Genomic DNA, 20,026 nt, shown 5'->3' on the forward strand with positions numbered 1-20,026 from the left:
AATTCTTTGTGGTACCTGCGAGGTATCACCTGAATTCCGGGGGGTAAAGTGTTTCTTACATAAACATATTCGCGATCAAGAGACAAATCAAGCCGACAAACCAGGCAATCGTGGTAGGTACAGACCAGACCATGATTTGTTCTTTGACGTTCTTGATGCCCAGCATGCGGTTAACGACCCAGAACAAGCTGTCGTTAAAGTAGGAGAAGATCATCGAACCCATTGCAGCGGCTTGAGCAGCCAATGCCATATTGACTTCCATGTTCCCCAGGATCGGTGCGGAAATCGATGCAGCGGTTACCATCGCGACCGTTCCGCTACCTTGGACCAGACGTACCAGCGTCGAGACAAAGAACGGAATCAGAATCGCAGGCAAAGGCATCTCCGCAATTTTTCCGGCGATGAAATCCCCTGCGCCGCTCTCACGCAGTACGGCGCCAAGCGCGCCACCTGCACCAGTCACCAGAATAATAATCCCCGCTGTTTGAATACCCTCTTCCATCCGATCCAGCGTAGCGGAACGGCTCAGATGTCCGGCAAGCGCGTAGATTGCAGCAATCAAACCGATGCTCACCGCGATAATCGGTTTACCCAAGAAGATCAGAATTTCGTAAAAGCCGGTTGTCATCTCCAAAGCGGAGAGCGTTGTGTTGAGAAAAATAAGAATAATAGGGATGAGAATCGGCAACAAGGATCTGCCCAGGGAAGGCAGCTCTGTCGATTTTTTATCGGCCAGATCCAAAAACTCTTGATAGGCGATTTTGGTATCCGGTCTGCTGAATCCCTCTTCCGAATCATCCGGAATTTGGTAGATTCGATTTCCCAACCATTTGGCATACAGAACGCCGACGATCATGATCGGAATACCGAACAACAAGCCAAGTGCGATCATCACACCGATGTCGACTCCAAAAATCCCTGCTACGCCAAGCGGACCTGGAGTTGGCGGCACCATGGAGTGCGTAATGACAAGACCGACAGCCAGTGCCACACCCAAGGAGATGACCGATTTTCCTGTTTTCTTTGAAAGCGCTTTTACAAGTGGGTTTAAAATAACGAATGCGGAGTCGACAAAGATCGGAATGGAGACGACATAACCCGCGATCGCCATCGCCCACTCTTCTTTTTTCTTGCCGACAAACCGGATCAAGGAATAGGCAAGTGTTTCAGCGGCCCCGGATACTTCCAGAATCCGTCCGATCATGACGCCCAATCCAATAATAATCCCAATGGAAGCCAAGGTGCTGCCAAACCCTGCTGAAATGGTGTCCGCTACTTTCCCCGGCGGCATTCCGCCCACAATTCCTGCGATAGAAGCTGCAATAATCAGTGCGAGAAAGGCATGAATCTTGGTTCGCAAAACGAGAAAAATCAAAATGGCTACTGCCAGAACCAGGCCAACGACCATTTGTGTACCTGAGACATCCATATCCCTGCTCCTCCTTTGTATGAAAGTGTTTACATTTGAATGGATTTGTAATGAAGGATCTGTTCAATCCTTCATTACAAATCTCTCATTCACTGACGCGAGATACGCCCTCTATCCCTGCCTTACAGGGTGTTGCTGGAGAACTTAGGCGCATATTGGGCTGCGAGCTTGATGCACTCCTCCATGCTGATGCTCTCTGCGATGTTCTTGCCTGCGATATCAAAGGCTGTACCGTGGTCGACAGAGGTGCGCAGGAAAGGCAACCCGTTGGTAATGGAGATGGTTCTGTGGAAGTCGGTCATTTTCGCTGCGATATGGCCTTGGTCATGGTAGAGCGACAGAACAGCATCATATCGTCCTTGCAGAGCTTGGAAGAATACGGAGTCTGCTGGTACCGGACCTACTGCATTGATCCCTGCAGCCGCAGCCGCTTCAATTCCTGGCTTGATTTCTTCCACTTCTTCCATGCCGAACAGTCCGCCTTCGCCGCTGTGCGGGTTCAGACCGGCAACTGCAATTCGTCTCGATTCGACTCCCAAGCGCTGCAAGGCTTGGTCGCAGCGAACGAGGTAATCCTGCACTCTTTCTTTTGTCATCTGAGCGATCGCATCTTTTAAAGACAGATGGCGAGTCAGGAAGAAGATACGCATGCCATTCACTTCAAACATGGTCAGAGGATCTTTGGTGTTGGTAAGCGATTCGAGCATCTCCGTATGGCCAATGAAAGGCACCTTCGCCGCTTTGAGCGATTCCTTGTTGATCGGAGTGGTAGCCAGCGCTTTCACTTCGCCATTCATCGCCAACTCTACGGATTTTTTGATGTATTCAAAAGCACCCTGGCCGCATTGCGCCGATACTTGTCCGTATTCCAGCTTGTCCATATCGATATTGTTCAGATTGATGACATCAACGGTGCCCAGCTCGTATTTTCCTTCAGCAGGAGTCTGCACTTCATTGATTTTCAAATCTGCGTTGACGATCTCGATTGCTTTTGCAAGCACCTTGGCATCCCCTACTACCAACGGTTTGCACACATCGTAAATCTCTTTCTTTGTCAGGGATTTCATGGTAATTTCTGGTCCAATCCCTGCTGGATCACCCATTGGAATGGCAATGATTTCTCTCGTTGCTGTCATGTCTGGTTCCTCCTTAACATTTTGCCAATAAATATTGAATGCTGGTGTAGATGGCTTTCTTGTCTCCTGCCATGCCGCCCTTGGTGATTAGCGGTATGCCATCGAGATATCCCCCGATGAGATGCCCGTAGGCGATCAGGGGAAGCACCTCTACCTCCAGCTTGATTCCTTCTGCTCGGCCGATGGCGCACAGTGATGCGGTGACATCTCCGCCGCTGGTGAAGCAGCCTCCGATTTCATACTCACTCTTCTGGATCACCAGTCGCGTGATTTTCCCGAGACCATCTGCAATTCGCTTCGCAAGACTGTCCTGGGTCGTATTCTGTTCTTTGGCAATTTCCTTCAGGTTAAGCGGCTCGGCCATCGGGGAATTGGTGGTGATGATCAGAATCGACTGCTTCTTCATCTCTTCCAGGACGACCTGAATCACGCGATCCGTCTCTTCGTCCCAGGACTCCGTCATGCTCGCCAATTTTTTCGCGTCCACGTAGATGGGCTGAGCATTTGTTTTTTCCACCAGATATTGCAGCTGGCTCGCCGCGTTCGTCGTAATGCTGCCGACCGTCACAATGATCTTCTTGTCGTTGGCGTGCTGGCGAGCAAACACTTTGGAGTAGATGGCGGACAGCGGTCCCGGATCGACGGGAACCATCTGGTACTCCTTGATCGCTGCCATCGCTCTGGCAATCGATTCGATCTCCTCATCTGTCACGGCATCCATCACCAGAATCCGTTTGCCCTCCGCGATATGCGCTCGCATCGCCTGCTCCGTCTCCTTTTCGCCTGCCAAAACCGTTTCCAGACCGATATAGGAAACCGGATATTTGCTTTGTTTTTGCACGATGGCAGGCACGTAGGATTGCGTAACCGGCGCGACCGGATCATGCGCTACGTCCGTCGTCTGCAGAGGAACCCCATTCACCAGCAGGTAGCCCCCTGAGGTAATGCGCCCTGAATCCGGATAGGAGGCTACAACTACCGCCACCGCTTTATCACCAAGCCCGGCAAGTACCGTATCGATTTCTACCCCTATGTTTCCTCGCACCGTACTGTCGATTCGTTTGCAGATGACATCTGCGCCCCATTTTTTGAGGTTTTCCAGCACGGTCTTGACTCTCATCTGCGCAACATCTTCTCTGGCATATCGGCTGTCCGTATCCACCATCACGGCGTTGTAGGAATCCGAAGAGGGAAGATTGTTGTAGTGAACCATCGTAGCTGCTTCAAAGCCTTGCCGGGCGAGTCTCACCCCTGTCGCATTTGCTCCTGTCAGGTCATCTGCAATGACTCCAATTTTCATGTGGCCTCACCCACCTCTGCTGTCACAACTTTCAGATGTTCTTTTATTTTTTCCAGGTCTTCCGATGATAATCCATCATCTGTAATCAAACCGTCGAGATCGGACAAGTCGCATACCTTCGTGAATGACTTCTGGTCAAACTTGCTGGAGTCTGCAACCATCCAAGTAGTGCCGGCAGCTTCTATCATCAGCTTCTTGATGGAAGCCTTTTCAAAGGTCGTTACGGTAATTCCCGCCTCTACATGAACCGCATGCGCACCCAGGAAAAACAGGTCGACGTGGATGTTTTTCAGGATTTGCTCCGTCAACGGACCGAACAAAGCCCCTACCGTGTTTTGCAGCTCTCCGCCCGCCACGATCACTTTAACCTCGCTGTCCATCAGTTCGGCGGCGATTTTGATATCGTTGGTCACTACGGTCAGATTCTTTTTATCCTTCAGCAATCTGGCTATTTCAAGGGTAGTCGTGCCTGAGTCCAGCAGGATCGTCGAGTGTTCCTGAATCAGCGTTACGGCTTTTCGGGCAATTTCCCGCTTCTGTCTGCTGTACTTCCCCTCTTTGGTGAGAAAGGGTGTTTCATGTATCAAGGGCTTGTTGAGAATCGCCCCTCCAAATGTACGGATGATCTTTTCTTCCTCTTCCAAAATGGACAAGTCTCTGCGAATGGTCATCGCCGACACATTCAACTGCTCGGCCAGCTGGTCGATATCGATCTTCTCGTCTTTGCTAAGCTGCTCCAAAATCCACGTTCTGCGCTCTTTTGGCAACAAAGTCATCACCCTTGTTAATTTAGAACATTTTATAATGGTATTATGTTATTCTCGAACAATTTTGTCAAGGAACAAAAGTTTATTATGTTCAAAATGAACAGTTGTATTGAAAAGGTTAGACATGACGGTTTTGGTGGCTCTATGAGTAAACAAAAGAAACCCCTGGCGAGAAGGATTTTCTCGTCAGGAGTTCTATGGATCTGGGATTTATTTTACTGTGACGGGGAATTGGAGGGTTTCCCCAGCGTACGTAACTGTAATCATGACTGTGCCGCGTTTTTTTGCTTCGATGATAATTTCATCTGTGGAATGAATGCTCAGGTCTACTCCATGTATAATTTCGATGATATCTTCGTTTGAAACGCTCCATTCTGCATAAGCAGCTGCCGGTCGTAAGTATTTATCTCCCAGGTCAGCATAAAGCATCACACTTTGACTATCGCCGATACGCAGATCACGATCCTCCTTTTCCAACTGCAGTCGGGTCGGGGGACGGTCCGAGACGATGAGCCCTTTTCGCACCGTGTGCCCTTTATATTGGCCGATAATCAGGATACTCCCCGGGTACAAAGCCTTTATCTTATTATCTTCCAAGGAATATACTCGACCATCGTCTCCCCAAACTTTAATATTCATTTTCGTACTCACATCTTCTTTTTTTTCCATCTGTATATGTGGCGGTAGCCTTAATTTGAAAAGTTTCCCCAATTTTAAGAAGGCCGTTTTTGCCTGAGAATTGCACCGTTTTTACAATTTTTTGCCCTTTATCTGGTTTTACTTTTAGTAAATATACATCTTCACCATTGAGATCAGAACGTGCCTTGCCCACTAGCACGTACTCTCCCTCTTTCGTTTCCCGGACTTCGTTTACCCATTCCCCATTATCAAATCCGAAATGCTTTTCCCAGATAACCTTTCCTTTTTCATCTAATTTATACAAGATAGTGACTTGTGTATTATCTTTAAATATGAATGCATTAGTCGCGACAATATAGCCGCCATCACTGGCTTGGATAACTCCTGCTATTCTCTGATTTTTATCATATGGTGGTCCTTCAATCGTCCTCCTCCATTTGATTTTTCCTTTTTCGTCGACTTTCACTACTCCATCTTCTGCATAAGTCACAATGCCACCATCATTTGTGATATCCATGAACGTAAGGATTTGCCCTACATCTTTTGTCCATAATGTTTTCCCAGATTGATTCACCTTGGTTACATAATTCCCCAGAACATAGTAGCCTTCATCACTCGTTTGCCGCACCAGGTCAGCACCATTTTTAATTTTCGTCTTCCATTTCTCTCTACCCGACTTATCTAGTTTAATAATGGCTTCACCAGTTGCCAAAATAAATCCATCATCTTTTGTTTGCTCTACGTATCCTCCCCAATATTTACCGGTCAATGGAAACTCCTTCGACCATCGGACGCTCCCGTTCACGTTCAACTTGCGCAAAATTATAGTTCTCCCTTTTCGCCCCTCGCTATTGCTAAGCATTACATATCCTCCATCACTTGTTAGACGGATAGTTCTGGGAGACTCCTTTCCTTTCATTGCAATCTTTTTTTCCCACTCAAATGCCCCGTTTTTTTTCACTTTCAAAGCAAACAGTTCATCGCTTTTCCATCCTCGAGAAATTCCGAGCACTATAAAACCGCCATCTGAAGTCGGAGAGCCTGAAAAAGCTTCTTCATTAAGCCCTTTATCGTACATGAATTCCCACAATACTTCGTCGCTAAAATTGACACTCACATGAAGATTGACTTGGAAATCCAGATAGGAAGCAGTAATGATCGCCCGCCCCTCATCGAATACCTCGATTTTGCCGTCTTTTACATCTACAATAGAAGTATTACTGCTTGTCCATTCGACTTTTTTGGTGACATCTTCCTTACTTTTGTCCTTGTAATGGATGTAAGCAATGACGTTCGATTTTCCCCTTTTCGAGAAATGTAGCTGCGTCTTGGAAAGCGTAAGTTGGGTTGGTTGTTCTCGTGAAACGCTCTTTTTTCCTCGAACATTTTCCTCTTCTTCGCGACTGTCATATTTTGTATGCGAAGTACTTAACTTGTCTAGGCTTTCTAAACGACCATCTTGTGCTCCGTAGATCAGCGGATAGTCATCCATAAACGAATCCTTACCAAATGCCACTCCTATAGGCAATAGAGTTGCCATGAAGCATGCTGCTACAAGTATATGGGCAACCTTTCTAGTCAAACCTTTCACATCATATCCCCCAATGCTTTTAATTGAGTTTTCTTTCTATTTTGCTTGTACTTCTTTCACCAGAAAATCACCCCCTTTCAAGTAATCGGGTAGGAGGCTACCCATTATTTGGGCAGCCGACCTCCCACACCACCGTACGTACCGTTCGGTATACGGCGGTTCCTAAGTTTACGCAGTGACTTGTCGATAATAATCTGAAAAGAATATGAAACCGAGTCCTTTGATCGTGTTGTTTCCGAGGGATTGGGCGAGGATGGGACTATTGGAGGTTCTCCAGTAGCTCTTTCTTGTGTTTGCGTATTCCCATGCCTTCTGGTCTTGGACTCCGAATAATTTCAGCATTTTAAACCTTGTCCTTATCCGTTTCCATTGCTTCCAGTAGATCATGCGAATTCGCCTTCGCATCCATTCATCCGTGGTTTGGAGCAGTTTCTTCATGTCGGCAATTTTGAAATAGTTCACCCAGCCCATGATATATCGTCTGAGCTTCACGGCTCTGTCTTCGTTTCCTATTCCGTTGCTTCTTGCGGTCAACTCCTTAACCTTGGTTTTCATCTTCACGATGGATTTCGGATGGATTCTGACTCTCGTCTGCCCCTTGAGGGAGTAAAATGAGAAACCAAGAAATTTGACCTTCCTCGCCTCATCCACGACCGTCTTCTCCCGATTTACTTTGAGGAAGAGTTTCTTCTCGATAAAGGGGAGGATGTTCCTCAGCGCTCGCTCAGCACTTTTTCTGCTCTTGCAGAAGATGAGCAGATCGTCCGCATAGCGGACGAACCTATGACCTCTGTTTTCCAGTTCTGTGTCCAATTCGTTCAGCATGATATTGCTAAGTATTGGACTCAGATTGCCCCCTTGCGGTACACCGACTTCCGTTTCTTCAAACTTATGCTTCACGATGACGCCAGCTTTTAGGTACTTGTGTATGAGTGAGATGACCCGCCCGTCCTTGATGGTTCTCGATAATACCTCGACGAGTTTACTTTGATTCACGGTGTCGAAGTATTTCTCCAAGTCCATATCCACCACGTATTTGTACCCTTCTTGTATGTTCGCCTGACTTCTTCTGATTGCATCATGTGCGCTTCGTTTGGGGCGGAAGCCGAAACTATTCTCGGAGAACTCTTTCTCATAGATCGGCGTAAGCACTTGCGCTATGGCTTGTTGGATGACTCGATCAACAACCGTCGGGATTCCCAGGTTTCTTTTCTTTCCATTCTCTTTGGGGATTTCTACCCTCCGAACGGGGTTCGGACGGTATTTCCCGTCCAGGATTGATTGCCTGAGTGTCTCCCCATTCTCTTTGAGATGTTGTAGAAGTTCATCCACTCCCATCCCATCAATTCCGTGGGAGCCTTTGTTCGCTTTGACTCTCTTGAACGCTTCGTTCAGATTGTTCCTGCTCACAATTTTCTCGAGCAATCCATCCTTCGGCAAGTCTGTGTTGGTGTTATCCGTTTCAGTTATCCTCGCAGGAATGTGCGCTCCCGCATATCCTTCGTGTTCCGCACTATCTTTCTGCGTGAAGCCTTCCGTTGGAAGTTGGCTGCCCTTTGCTCCTGTTTTGGTAACTTTCATTGACTCACACCTCCTTAGGTTCGGCCCTTCCCGCATGTTGTCGACTGCATGCGGTACTATGGCGTCTGCTGACTTCTCATGATAAATCTTGTTTCAACCGTGATTCGAAGTGCATCTCCTCACGTCCATGAGACCTCCCACGGTAAGACGATTCACTTTCCTTCCATATACCCACATCATTTACATTGGTACGTCCGTGTAGTTAATTGGACTTCGTCTTGTTTGGCAGACTCATCCCGTATCCTATGCCTGATGATGTTCGTGTTCCTTGGGCCGGAAGTTTGCCTCCAGCTTCCTTTGGATTCCACCTCGCGGTGGACACCCTTGCTCTTGGCTAGTGGTTGGTAACTACAAACCCCCACAGTGGACTTTCACCACCTAGTTAATCGCCATGCGTGGCACACCAAAAAAAAGCTATTTCCACATAGGAAAATAGCCGTATACCAAAACGGAAACGATACTTGGTAACTCAGCCATCTTAGTTCATGGAACCTTAGACCTGTAGCTTTGCGAAGTTTTCATTCTACATAATTCGACATATTTAAAAGAGTATGGTGGCAATGATGATCTATCTGTTTGTACGAAGCGCCAACAATCGTTTTAGGTTGTTATCAATAAAGGTATTATCGGCAGTGTTGATTCCGCGACCGGCAAAATGGCCCCAGATCGACTCGATAGGAGTAAGAACAGCATTAGGTATAAGCTTAGCCTCGTAGTTGTTATCGTCCGCCGTACAGAATAGATCCGTGCTCCCTGGCATGACGCAGGCAAGTGCTTTAATGCTTTTGAGCGCCTCATCGAAATCTCCTTTATAGGCGGGGTTTGCACTAATATCTGCATTTTGGCCTGTCCATAACATGGCTAGGACATTGTGCGGATCCATCTTCATAAAGCTGTCTTCCCAGACGCCAGCGACAAAAACCTCCAATGATTCATATCCCAGCTCTCGATAAAGCTCCTCTCTGTAAAACGCCTGCGATAAGCCCCATCCCGCATAGACACGGCCAACGGCGCGCATGTCTGCAGACGTCAACTGGTTTCGTTTACTTGAATCGAAGCCAACTGCAGCCATGAGCGCAGCTTTCAACCCGTCGAGGACCACAAACGTATGGGGCCAAGTCTTGGCAACTCCGGAGAAAGGTGCAATTCGCTCCACCATGTCGGGATAACTTGCCCCCCATTGGAATGCTTGAATCCCTCCCATGGACCATCCAACTACGAGAGCAATCTTTTGAATGCCGAATTTTTCAGTCACCAGCCGATGCTGGAATGTAACGTTGTCAAAGATGGTAACCTGCGGAAAATTGCCCCCGTCGAATGGGGGAGGCGTGTTACTGGGAGACGAAGATAATCCGTTGCCCAGCAGATTGGGAACGATAATGAAATATTTCTGCGGATCAAGTGCCATGCCGTTGCCAATCAACCATTCATTCTGAACATGCTGGTCGCCAAAAGCAGTTGGATAGACGATGACATTATCTTTCTTTTCATTCAAAGTTCCATAAGTCTTATAAGCAAGAAATGCGCCAGGCAACGTCACTCCTGATTGCAAGGTTACGTCACCCAAATCAAAAATTTCATAATCCATCGTAATCGCTCCCTTCAAAATGAAACACAAACATGTAGAATGTATTTCTTGTTGTTAGTATAGATCCGTGATAATCTCAATAAAAGTGAATGATATTCAAAGCGATATTCAATTATATTGAAAGGTAAAGGGGGTAATTGGATGGAATTGCGCCAACTGATTACGTTCCGCACGGTTGCATCAACGTTAAATTTCAGTCGGGCTGCGGAAGTGCTGAACTATGTCCCCTCCAACGTCACGATGCAAATAAAAGCATTGGAGGATGAGCTTGGTGTTCGTCTCTTTGACCGCTTGGGCAAGCAGCTCGTTCTCACCACGGCGGGTAAACGCTTCTTAACTCATATTCAAAGCATTCTGGACAAATTGGACGAAGCTCGCAGCGTCGTTCATGACAATGAAAACCTAAGCGGCACCCTGACGATAAGTGCCAATGAGGTTATTTGCGCCTATCGGCTTCCCGTTGTCTTTCGCCTGTTTCGTTCGCGTTATCCGGGAGTGCGTCTCATTTTCCGTTCCGTTCCAAATCAAGAGCTCAAGCAAACCCTCTTTGAGGGAACCGCAGATGTCGTCTTTATGCTGGATGAACCCGTTCGCTCGAGCTCACTTGCCGTGGAACCGTTGGTGGAAGAGACATTCCGCCTTTTCGCTGCTCCAGACCACCCGCTCGCACAACGAACTGAGCTAGAGCTGGAAGATTTTCACAAAGAAGTGTTCCTGACGAATGAAAAGGGTTGTCCCTATCGCACCATGTTTGACCGGTCATTTGAGAAAGAGGGCATTGATAGTATTACGTATCTAGAGTTTCAAAGTGCTGAAGCCATTAAACAATGTGCAATTTCGGGAATCGGTATTGCCTTTCTTCCTGAAGTCGTAGCGCAAGCCGAAGTTGAACGGGGCGAACTTGTCGCTCTTCCATGGCAAATTCCGGACTTGCACGTGTATACACAGATGTTATGGCATAAAGACAAGTGGCTTTCACCCATCATATTGTCTTTCATAGAAGCAGCAAGGGAGACTCTCGCTATAGAGGAGGAGAAGTAGAGTATGTAGCCTTCCTAAACACACAAAAAAACGTGCAGTTCAGGCAAACAATGCCTGTCTACACGTTTCTTCTGTTTCACATACCTTCTTGCCTTACTCGGTACTCTCCATCAAAGCCTCAAGCTCAGCCGGCTGATAGCCTTTCACGGCCTTCTCTCCTTTGACCGTCACCGGAACACCCATGAAGCCAAAGCGCTCTACCTCCTCCTGGTAGGCACGGCTGGTCATGACGTCCCGCACTTCAAACGTGACCCCTTTTGCTGTAAGCCATTGCTTGACCAAATTGCAGTCGATACAGTTTTTCGTCGAGTAAACGATAACATCCGCAGCTGGTTTGATCGAAGCCAGCATATTTTTCACGATGGCGTAGGAACGCTCGGAGGCCAGCTTGGTAAATTCCAGGAAATTGACGTGAGCTGAACCGTCTGCCTTGTCGGACATGGAGCGAACCACGACGAATGGAACATGGTTCATCGCACAAACCTGTGCGACTGCGGCTCCCTCCATCTCGGTGCAGTGAGCCCCGAACTGTTCGTAGAGGGCTGCTACTTTTTCCCGGCTGGCGACAAATTGATCACCGGACAAAATGCGGCCCGTAACGACTTGAATCCCTGCTTCCAGCGCCTTGCCAGCATCGACAGCCTGCTCCGTGAGCTTCTGATCTGCTTTCCAGATCCATTGCTCCGTGTACGGGATCTGTCCAGGCTCAAAGCCGAGAGCGGTCACATCCATGTCATGCTGCAGACAATCCGTCGAGACGACAATGTCCCCAATGTTCAACTCAGGATGCAATGCGCCTGCGACGCCCGTAAAAATGACGTGGTCCACGGAGAACTGGTCGATCAGAATCTGCGTGGTCACCGCCGCATTCACTTTTCCTACGCCGGACTTGCACAAGACCACCTGCTGCCCTTCCCACTCTCCGCTGTAATACGTGATCCCCGCTTTTTGCGTCGTAGCGGGTTGACCCATTCCTTCCATATATAAGGCGATTTCTTCATCCATCGCACCGATAATTCCGATCCGCATCGAACATCCTCCTCTTGCTGTCCATTTCCTGCCGTATGTTTATGCCTGATCAGGTTTGGTACTCTCCCGATACTCGATTCGATGCGGCAGCAAAACGACATGCTGTTCCACAGGCTCATTGTTCATGTATTTTGTCAGCAGGCGCATCGCCACCGCTCCGATATCATACATCGGCTGCACGACGGAAGTGAGGCGGGGACGAACCATTTCCGTCAGACGGATATTATCATGCCCGATCACTTCCACATCGTTTGGCACATGCAGCCCCGAATCCTGCACGGCGTGGATGGCTCCGATCGCCATCTCATCGTTGGCGGCAAAAATGGCTGTCGGCGGCTGTTTGAGCTTGAGGAACTCCTTGGTGTGGGACAAGCCGGATTCATAGAACAGATTGCCGTGGGCGACCAGTTCTTCCTCTACTTGGACTCCAGCATCCGTCAGTGCCTGCTTGTAGCCTTCATATCGCATCAAACCGCCAAGCGGGTCGCTCATCGGTCCTGTAATCATCCCGATCCGCTTGTGTCCCCGCTGGACCAATGCCTGTGTCGCATCATAAGCGGCCTGAAAATGATCGATGGTGACGGACGGCAGCTTGTTGTCTGCGTCACGGGTAGCAGCCAGGACGGTAGGTACTTGCGTGCTGGTCAAGGCTTGCAAGTGATCCTCCTTGATCTCCGCTCCCATGAACAACAGCCCGTCCACCTGTTTTTCCAACAGCGTATTGATCAATTGCAGTTCCTTTTCCAGACGCTGGTCGGAGTTGCACAGAATGATATTGTACTTGTACATCGTCGCGATATCTTCGATCCCCCGCGCCAACTCAGAAAAAAACAAGCTGGAGATGTCCGGGATGATGACACCGACTGTTGTTGTTTTTTTGCTGGCGAGACCGCGTGCAACGGCATTGGGTCGATAGCCCAGGCGTTCGATCGCTCCGAGCACCTTCTTGCGAGTCATTGGTTTTACGTTCGGGTTCCCGTTCACAACGCGGGAAACGGTCGCCATCGATACTCCTGCTTCTCTTGCCACATCGTAGATTGTAACCGGCATCATGCACCCTCGCTTTCCCTATAAAATGGTTTTCATAATTATTTTCATAAATATATGCACCTATGATACGACAAGCTGTGCCTGTTGGCAATTGTTTTGCCAGGCCATACATGCCGCTTATTTCATCAGTTTATTCATGGTTTTCAACAGCTCGTCAATGACCTCTTGGTCCCCTTGCTGGATGCGTTCGATGACGCAGCTTTTCATATGTCCTTCCAGCAGGATTTTGCCGACTGCATTCAGCGCGGATTGGACGGCTGCGATCTGATTGAGAATATCGTCGCAGTAGACGTCCTTCTCGACCATCCCGCGAATCCCGCGAATCTGTCCTTCTACCCGATTGAGACGCGACACGAGATTGGATTTGATTTTGTCCGAACGCTCCGTAGCACGCCCAGATGAACAGCAATGGTCTTGTTCCAACTCCTCCATCCGGTACCATCCTCCTTTTGCATTTCCGTATGTACTATAAGCTTACCTTGGCATTCCCGGGTTCGTCAAACGGGGAGGGCCTGGTTGCGATTCCAGCGTTTTGATCAGGAAAAAGGCTGCCCCGCAAAAATCGGTTTCCCCGATCTTTTGGGACAGCCACTCTCAAGCCATACATCCTCGTCGTGATTAGCCTCTGGCTGCTACGACTTCCCCTTTGTACAATCCAGAAGCGATCAGTTCATCCACAAAGCGGTTGAAATCCGGGATATTCAACTGCTGCTTGGCATCGGACAGAGCCACGTCCGGATCCGGGTGAACCTCTACCATAATACCGTCGGAACCTACTGCAATACCGGCTTTGGCTGTCGGCAGGAGCAGATCGCGGCGTCCTGTCGAGTGGGTCACGTCGACAAAAACAGGCAGGTGGGTTTCCTGTTTCAAGAGCGGAACAGCGGAGATGTCCAGTGTGTTGCGCGTCGCTTTTTCGTACGTGCGGATCCCGCGCTCACACAGCATGACCTGCGAGTTGCCCTCAGACAGGATGTACTCCGCAGCGTAGATGAATTCTTCAATCGTAGCGGAGAGTCCGCGTTTCAACAGGACAGGATGGTTGAGACGGCCCGCTGCTTTGAGCAGCTCGAAGTTTTGCATGTTGCGTGCGCCGATCTGAATGACATCAATGTACTGTGCCGCCAGCTCCAGGTCCGCAGGCGTCACGATTTCGCTGATGGTGACGAGGTTGTACTCATCGCCAATGCGCTTGAGGATTTTCAAGCCTTCTTCGCCCAAGCCTTGGAAATCGTATGGCGAAGTGCGTGGTTTGTACGCTCCGCCGCGCAGGGTGCGAAGACCGCGTTTGACATGGTTTTCCGCAACAGCGCGCACCTGTTCGTAGCTCTCTACCGAGCAAGGGCCAGCGATCAGGATCGGGCTTGCGCCACCAAATTCCACGCCTTTTACGGTGATGACCGTGTCTTCGGCCTTCTTCTTGCGGCTGACCAGCAGCACTTTTTTCTTATCGTCGTTTTGCAGATCAAGAGAGACCTGGAAGATTTGCTTGAACAGATGGCGAATCGTGTTATCGTTGAATGGACCTTTGTTATGTTCTACCAATTGGTTCAGCATTTGACGCTCGCGCTCAGGATCAAAGCGGTTGCTGCCCTGTTTTTCTTTCGCCTTCCCGACTTCTTGAACCAGCGCAGCACGCTGATTGATCAATTCGAGAATCTGCAGGTTGATCTGATCGATCTGTTTACGCATGGTTTCGATTTGGTCGTGTGCCATGTCTCTCCACTCTCCTCTGTCTTCTGTAAAGTAAGGTGTCGTCGATAAATTAGGGTTATTATAATCGATTCATTCTCCCTTGTCAGCAGTTTAGCGCCAAAAAGCGCGAAAGTAAATTGGAAATCGAAAACATCTTATTTTTCGACAGGATTCTTTTCTTGCAAAGTCGAATTATAGCGTTATTACAAGATCAGGAAAGATGTATGAAAAATGAGGAGTGACCTACCTTTGCTAGAGGTTGAAAAGACAGCCCAAGAAGAGCTGATATTTGCTTTAGATATTGGAACGCGCAGCGTCGTCGGCCTGATCGTGGAGGCCGTCGGTGAGAAATACCGGGTCGTCGATTGTGTCATCCGCGAGCATGACGAGCGCTCGATGCTGGATGGACAAATCCATGATGTGATGGCCGTAGCCAAAGTGATTGGACAAATAAAGGAAGAACTGGAACAAAAAAATGGTCCCTTGCACCGGGTGGCAGTCGCGGCGGCAGGACGTTCCCTGCGGACAAAGCGGGTAAAAATGGATATGCCGCTGGCCAAGCATGCCTTCATTACCCGCGAAGACGTGGTGGCAATGGAATTCGCTGCGGTGCAGGAAGCCCAGGCACAATTGGCACAGGAGCTGAACGAGCAGGATGTGACCCGCTATTACTGCGTCGGCTACAGCGTGGTCAACTACCATCTCGACGGCGAATTGATCGGCAGCCTGATCGATCAGCGCGGGGACGTAGCCAGTGTCGATGTGATCGCTACCTTCCTGCCGCGCGTAGTCGTCGATTCCCTGATCACTTCTCTGAAGCGGTGCGATCTGGACATGCAAGCCCTGACACTGGAGCCGATCGCAGCCATCAATGTCCTGATTCCGGTCACAATGCGTCGCCTGAATATCGCATTGGTCGACATCGGTGCCGGCACCTCTGACGTCGCTTTGACAGAAGAGGGCGCGATTACCGCGTACGGCATGGTTCCGGTGGCGGGTGACGAGATTACGGATGCATTGATGAATGCCTTTTTGCTCGACTTCCCGATGGCGGAAGAAGTCAAACGCGCGCTCTCCGTCCACGAATCCGTATCCTTCACAGATATTTTAGGTCTGGAGCAAACGTTGCCCGTAGCAGATGTGATTGCCGCCATCCAGCCGGATATTCAGCAATTGGCAGAAAAAATTGCCTTCAAGATATTGGAGTTAAATGGAAAAGCGCCGCAGGCAGTCATGCTGATCGGCGGCGGCAGCTTGACGCCTGGCTTGACCGATAAAGTGGCGCATGTGTTGAAAATGCCCGCTGCCCGGGTGGCTGTCCGCGGGAGCGATGCGATCAAGCAATTTATCGGAGACGATCATCCTTCACTCAATGGACCGGAATTCGTCACGCCAGTCGGGATCGCAGTAGCTGCTCGTCGCCATCCGCTGCGCTATGTGACGATTACCGTAAACGATCAAACCATTCGTATTTTTGACCTGCGAAAAATGACCTTGGGCGATGGACTTCTTGCCGCAGGGCTCGACATTCGCCGACTGTATGGACGCCCTGGTCTCGCCATGAGCGTCACGGTGAACGGACGGATGAGGATCATTCCAGGCGGCCACGGAACTCCTCCGGTCATCGAACGCAACGGTGAGCCCGCCGGATTGGACACCACCCTGGAGGATGGCGATACGATCCGGGCAATAGCGGGAACAGACGGGGAAAACGCCAAGGTGCAGATCAAGGACTTGCTGGACCGTCTGGACACCCTGGACATCCTCTGCAATGATCAGCCTCTCTCGCTCGGACCGATCGCACGGGTCAATGGCGAGGTGCAGCCGCTGGACACCTGGCTTGCTGATCGCAGCGAGATCGAGATCCGTCTCCCCCAAACGGTAGGAGAAGCTCTGGTAGAAGCGGGCTGGGAATTGGCTCCTGTCGAAGCGGATGTGCCGAGCTTCCAATTTACCGTAAACGGGCATTCCTACAGCTTGCCTGCCCGGCAAGAGATTCTGCTGCTCAACGGCAAGGCATGCTCAAGAGCGGATTACCTGCGTCAGGGGGATGAGCTGGTGTATCGCCTGGAGGAAGTGCCCGTTCCGGCAATCCGCGATGTCATTCCATTGGAGGAATGGGTCCAGGAATCGATCACCGTCCATTTCAATGGCGAGCCCGTCACCATTCCCGTCGCCCAGGTCACGATCACCATGGGCGGCCGCGAAGCTCGCCCTGAGGAACCGGTCGCGAATGATGCCGTGATCCTGGTCAAATCTACGGTAGGTTCTACACCGGTGTTCAGCGACGTGTTCCGCTATGTAGACTTCTCGTTGGATCAACCGGACCGCGAAACCATCTCCGGCTTTGTCATGCTCGTGAACGGCGAGCCTGCTACGTTCCAAACCGAGTTGAAAACAGGCGACAAGCTGGAGTTATTTTGGGATTAAATTTGTTTACAAAACAAAAAGAGCAGTTGAAAGGGAATCGCTCCCGATCAACGGCTCTTTTAATTTTTTTGAATGCTGCGGTTACGCAGGAGAAGAAAAATTCCAGGCGCAGCTCATCGCGTAGTCCAACCCTGCATTCACATCGAAGCGACTTCGAAGTTGTCCGCTGAAGATAAGGAATAAGAGTAAAGTTGTTGGATTCTTAGGAAAGTTTTAAACTACAAAATCGTCGGGCCCCGTAATTTGAGTGTTAGACTCATTCCCTAAATTCGGAACAGCGGCAATCATGGACAAAAAATTTAAGTTCCAAGGTTGCTAGGTCAAGCAGACAGATATAAAAAAGGCAGATGTGGTGACCTTCGTTCGGTAACCGACTGGGCTAATAGTTTCAATTTGTTATCAGATATAGAAGAAACACTTCCAAAATACATGCACCGTGTATCTTTTTCGATAATTAGACAGATCTTGAAAACTTTTAAATTGTTACCTGTTTGTAACCATTACAACATAATGATGTTCTAATATTCAATTAGGATATTTTTCCAAATATCCTAATAACATCATAATTTAAATGTTTTTAACAATTAATTCAATAATGTAATAACAACTATACATTATTATGACGATTCGAGATTAGTTACATAAATTGGAGATCATACGTGTGAAAAATGATTGTCGGCAGACAGTTTTCAGTCGGCTTTCAATAAAAAACATTCATTAGAATTGTTAAATGAAAAGGAGGATTTTTTATGAAGTCAATACTGGTTCGTTTTCTGTTGCTATTATTGTTTGTAACGTCGCTTCCTCAAAATATAGCGATTGCACACCATTCATACGGTGAGTCTAGTTATTTTGAAAGAAGAGATAGGCATATCACAAGCACACACCTTAGATCTGTCGATGAGTTATTTTGTGTGGATACAAAACAATCCTCGCTTGACTTGAAAGAAACCTCAAATGCAATCAGAGATATTTTGTATGAAAGAAACTACGACTATTTGGGTAATAAGCGAATAAATTTTTATCGTGAAGGCGGAACTTCTAAACATTGCAGTGATTTAACAAAAAGCGAATTAAAAGATGTTAAGATAAGATATATTTTCACGGACAATACAGCACCATATTGTGGATCCAGTTCATATTCCTGTGCAGTAAGACCTGATCTCGATTATGATAAAGAACTTAATGTTTATCACTGCACATATGGAATTGCCTATATTAGACCTCGGGATTTCCAAAATGTCCCTGATTACATCATAAACCACGAAACAGGACATTTACTGGGTATGCCAGACGGGGGACCAAACGCACCTGATAAATCTCCATGTCAAGACAGTATTATGCATTCTGCAGATTATGGGTGTTCTAACGGCCGGCCAAAAAATCCAACGGCCAATGACTTAGCGACTGTTGAAAATGAAACATATTCTGACTAAGAGGAGGGATAAACTTGTTTAAAACTAGAATGTTTAACACCAGAATGTTTGTAACCGTATCCTGCTCAATTATTTTAGTCGCTGGTTTACTTATAGGAACAAATATTTCCCAAATCGTGAGCGCCCATGATAATAGCAGCATTCATCCAAGAGATGCAGTTGATCAGAGTCAGAATTATATCGTTTGCGTAGACAATGTCTCGTCTAGTGACAGCAGTGACATGAAAAGTGAAGCTCTTGTGAAACAAGTACAAACAAGCATAGAGAAGATCAGTTTGGAGAAGCAAACGGCTTGGAAGTCTAAGGGATTGGACAATAGGCAAGTTGAAGTAAAAAAAGGTTGTTCTTTTTCTCCGTCCTTACTTGAAGAAGGCGCTGCTCACCCCATATATACCGGGTTTGCACCTATCAGAATTGTTGATAAACCCAGTCCGGAAAGACTAGGTATTTTCATTGTAGACGAGAGTGTGATTCAAAAACACTTCGAAGGAGATTTGCCAAGGTTTTCTCCCGAAGAAATGATTTGTATTTCACATGAATGTGAAGGAGTAACAAGAGGTATCTATTTAAGTGCAAAAGAAATAACAAATGTGAACTTGGAGGATTTTTATCAACAACAAATCATGTACGGATTGGGGTTAGTGTCCATGACTCAGGATGATGATCCTGAAATACAGAAAAAACGAGCTGAAGAAAAGGAAAAAGAAATAAGGGAAATGAAAGAAAACAGTTCAAGAGAGTGAAAATATTTCAAACAATTAATGTATTTTAATTCCTGTAGGTTTCCCAACCTAAGGAATTTTTCAGATGACATATCTGAATTAGACTCGGTTGATTAAACCTTCCTAAATCCTTGGTTATGAAACACGTCCGAGATAGGGACTGACCCCAGTGAAACATCAAACACCTTCAAGATAATGTAACCATGTCGTAAAATATGGGGACGATCTTGGGGGTGTTTTTTCTTTGGAAATTATAGTGATTTTGTGTACGCCTAGAAACTGATGCACACGATACCAGTATGGTTCTCCACAGCAAGTAAGTCTGTCAAAGACGCTATAAATTTAGGGTGGAATACCATTTACCATAATACCAAGAGCCATGTAAATTCGTCCACCATCATTTGCTCACAAAAGGTGATCGTATATTTGCCTTGCCGTTCCCTCAAGTAAAAATGAGATCTTTTAAAATACAAAAATTGGGTGGGAAGCAACAGCACTGCATATTGACGATTGAATTAACTCAATCATGATTTGTTTATTTGAATTTAGAGCAAGGTAATCTTGAAATCTTGCAAAAAGTACACAATTGTGA

16 protein-coding genes and 1 riboswitch are annotated in these 20,026 nt (G+C 47.8%); of the genes, 4 read left to right on the forward strand and 12 right to left on the reverse strand.

Annotated features, from left to right (window positions below; all coding sequences use genetic code 11):
* Positions 1–55 precede the first annotated feature (55 nt).
* The 8 genes from T458_RS45480 to T458_RS45515 form a co-directional block, all read right to left on the reverse strand.
* Entirely contained in the window at positions 56–1,429 is a 1,374-nt protein-coding gene (locus T458_RS45480; protein ID WP_023557741.1) for a GntP family permease, read from the reverse strand.
* A 122-nt stretch (positions 1,430–1,551) separates the two neighbouring features.
* On the reverse strand, positions 1,552–2,565 hold the full coding sequence (gene pdxA, locus T458_RS45485) for a 4-hydroxythreonine-4-phosphate dehydrogenase PdxA (RefSeq protein ID WP_023557742.1): 1,014 nt from the start codon (positions 2,563–2,565) through the stop codon (positions 1,552–1,554).
* A 13-nt stretch (positions 2,566–2,578) separates the two neighbouring features.
* Positions 2,579–3,865, reverse strand: a complete 1,287-nt coding sequence (locus T458_RS45490; protein WP_023557743.1) for a four-carbon acid sugar kinase family protein — start codon at positions 3,863–3,865, stop codon at positions 2,579–2,581.
* Complete coding sequence (locus T458_RS45495) at positions 3,862–4,635, reverse strand: DeoR/GlpR family DNA-binding transcription regulator (RefSeq protein WP_023557744.1); 774 nt, start codon at positions 4,633–4,635, stop codon at positions 3,862–3,864. The genes T458_RS45490 and T458_RS45495 overlap by 4 nt, the downstream gene beginning before the upstream one ends.
* A gap of 207 nt (positions 4,636–4,842) precedes the next feature.
* Positions 4,843–5,271, reverse strand: a complete 429-nt coding sequence (locus T458_RS45500) for a hypothetical protein (protein WP_144083867.1) — start codon at positions 5,269–5,271, stop codon at positions 4,843–4,845.
* On the reverse strand, positions 5,261–6,862 hold the full coding sequence (locus T458_RS45505) for a PQQ-binding-like beta-propeller repeat protein (RefSeq protein WP_023557746.1): 1,602 nt from the start codon (positions 6,860–6,862) through the stop codon (positions 5,261–5,263). The genes T458_RS45500 and T458_RS45505 overlap by 11 nt, the downstream gene beginning before the upstream one ends.
* A 168-nt stretch (positions 6,863–7,030) precedes the next feature.
* On the reverse strand, positions 7,031–8,443 hold the full coding sequence (gene ltrA, locus T458_RS45510; protein ID WP_023555536.1) for a group II intron reverse transcriptase/maturase: 1,413 nt from the start codon (positions 8,441–8,443) through the stop codon (positions 7,031–7,033).
* 460 nt (positions 8,444–8,903) lie between these two features.
* Positions 8,904–8,981, reverse strand: a riboswitch (cyclic di-GMP riboswitch).
* 30 nt (positions 8,982–9,011) lie between these two features.
* Positions 9,012–10,031 (reverse strand): alpha/beta fold hydrolase, encoded by a 1,020-nt coding sequence (locus T458_RS45515; RefSeq protein WP_023557747.1) that lies wholly within the window; start codon positions 10,029–10,031, stop codon positions 9,012–9,014.
* Positions 10,032–10,172: 141 nt separating this feature from the next.
* Between T458_RS45515 and T458_RS45520 the strand changes: the two genes are divergently transcribed.
* Positions 10,173–11,072 carry a LysR family transcriptional regulator gene (locus T458_RS45520; protein WP_023557748.1) on the forward strand — a complete coding sequence of 300 codons (900 nt, stop codon included), beginning with the start codon at positions 10,173–10,175 and terminating at the stop codon, positions 11,070–11,072.
* A 93-nt stretch (positions 11,073–11,165) separates the two neighbouring features.
* On the opposite strand, the gene T458_RS45525 is transcribed toward T458_RS45520, so the two are convergent.
* The 4 genes from T458_RS45525 to T458_RS45540 all read right to left on the reverse strand — a co-directional run bounded on the left by T458_RS45525 (position 11,166) and on the right by T458_RS45540 (position 14,867).
* Complete coding sequence (locus T458_RS45525) at positions 11,166–12,101, reverse strand: 5'-methylthioadenosine/adenosylhomocysteine nucleosidase (RefSeq protein WP_023557749.1); 936 nt, start codon at positions 12,099–12,101, stop codon at positions 11,166–11,168.
* A gap of 39 nt (positions 12,102–12,140) precedes the next feature.
* A complete protein-coding gene (ccpA, locus tag T458_RS45530) occupies positions 12,141–13,151 on the reverse strand; it encodes a catabolite control protein A (RefSeq protein ID WP_031305982.1) in 1,011 nt (336 codons plus the stop codon).
* 117 nt (positions 13,152–13,268) lie between these two features.
* Complete coding sequence (locus T458_RS45535) at positions 13,269–13,583, reverse strand: metal-sensitive transcriptional regulator (protein ID WP_023557751.1); 315 nt, start codon at positions 13,581–13,583, stop codon at positions 13,269–13,271.
* Between the two features lie 186 nt (positions 13,584–13,769).
* The gene (locus T458_RS45540) at positions 13,770–14,867 is read right to left on the reverse strand and encodes a bifunctional 3-deoxy-7-phosphoheptulonate synthase/chorismate mutase (RefSeq protein ID WP_023557752.1); all 1,098 of its coding nucleotides are present in this window, start codon (positions 14,865–14,867) and stop codon (positions 13,770–13,772) included.
* 210 nt (positions 14,868–15,077) lie between these two features.
* Here T458_RS45540 and T458_RS45545 point away from each other — a divergent pair, with 210 nt between their 5' ends.
* The 3 genes from T458_RS45545 (at position 15,078) to T458_RS45550 (ending at position 19,455) form a co-directional block, all read left to right on the forward strand.
* The gene (locus T458_RS45545) at positions 15,078–17,276 is read left to right on the forward strand and encodes a cell division protein FtsA (RefSeq protein WP_051410085.1); all 2,199 of its coding nucleotides are present in this window, start codon (positions 15,078–15,080) and stop codon (positions 17,274–17,276) included.
* Positions 17,277–18,025: 749 nt separating this feature from the next.
* Positions 18,026–18,712: a hypothetical protein gene (locus tag T458_RS56970; protein WP_023557754.1), complete on the forward strand. Its 687-nt coding sequence runs from the start codon at positions 18,026–18,028 to the stop codon at positions 18,710–18,712.
* A gap of 14 nt (positions 18,713–18,726) precedes the next feature.
* A complete protein-coding gene (locus tag T458_RS45550) occupies positions 18,727–19,455 on the forward strand; it encodes a hypothetical protein (protein ID WP_023557755.1) in 729 nt (242 codons plus the stop codon).
* Positions 19,456–20,026 lie beyond the last annotated feature (571 nt).

Source organism: Brevibacillus panacihumi W25, assembly GCF_000503775.1.
GTDB lineage: Bacteria > Bacillota > Bacilli > Brevibacillales > Brevibacillaceae > Brevibacillus > Brevibacillus panacihumi_A.

What these genes read in the sequence shown, in the direction of transcription:
- T458_RS45480 (WP_023557741.1), bottom strand. Translation starts at nt 1,429, where the DNA reads ATGGATGTCTCAGGTACACAAATGGTCGTTGGCCTGGTTCTGGCAGTA.
- pdxA (WP_023557742.1), bottom strand. Translation starts at nt 2,565, where the DNA reads ATGACAGCAACGAGAGAAATCATTGCCATTCCAATGGGTGATCCAGCA.
- T458_RS45490 (WP_023557743.1), bottom strand. Translation starts at nt 3,865, where the DNA reads ATGAAAATTGGAGTCATTGCAGATGACCTGACAGGAGCAAATGCGACA.
- T458_RS45500 (WP_144083867.1), bottom strand. Translation starts at nt 5,271, where the DNA reads ATGAATATTAAAGTTTGGGGAGACGATGGTCGAGTATATTCCTTGGAA.
- ltrA (WP_023555536.1), bottom strand. Translation starts at nt 8,443, where the DNA reads ATGAAAGTTACCAAAACAGGAGCAAAGGGCAGCCAACTTCCAACGGAA.
- T458_RS45515 (WP_023557747.1), bottom strand. Translation starts at nt 10,031, where the DNA reads ATGGATTATGAAATTTTTGATTTGGGTGACGTAACCTTGCAATCAGGA.
- T458_RS45520 (WP_023557748.1), top strand. Translation starts at nt 10,173, where the DNA reads ATGGAATTGCGCCAACTGATTACGTTCCGCACGGTTGCATCAACGTTA.
- T458_RS45525 (WP_023557749.1), bottom strand. Translation starts at nt 12,101, where the DNA reads ATGCGGATCGGAATTATCGGTGCGATGGATGAAGAAATCGCCTTATAT.
- ccpA (WP_031305982.1), bottom strand. Translation starts at nt 13,151, where the DNA reads ATGCCGGTTACAATCTACGATGTGGCAAGAGAAGCAGGAGTATCGATG.
- T458_RS45535 (WP_023557751.1), bottom strand. Translation starts at nt 13,583, where the DNA reads ATGGAGGAGTTGGAACAAGACCATTGCTGTTCATCTGGGCGTGCTACG.
- T458_RS45540 (WP_023557752.1), bottom strand. Translation starts at nt 14,867, where the DNA reads ATGGCACACGACCAAATCGAAACCATGCGTAAACAGATCGATCAGATC.
- T458_RS45545 (WP_051410085.1), top strand. Translation starts at nt 15,078, where the DNA reads ATGAGGAGTGACCTACCTTTGCTAGAGGTTGAAAAGACAGCCCAAGAA.
- T458_RS56970 (WP_023557754.1), top strand. Translation starts at nt 18,026, where the DNA reads ATGAAGTCAATACTGGTTCGTTTTCTGTTGCTATTATTGTTTGTAACG.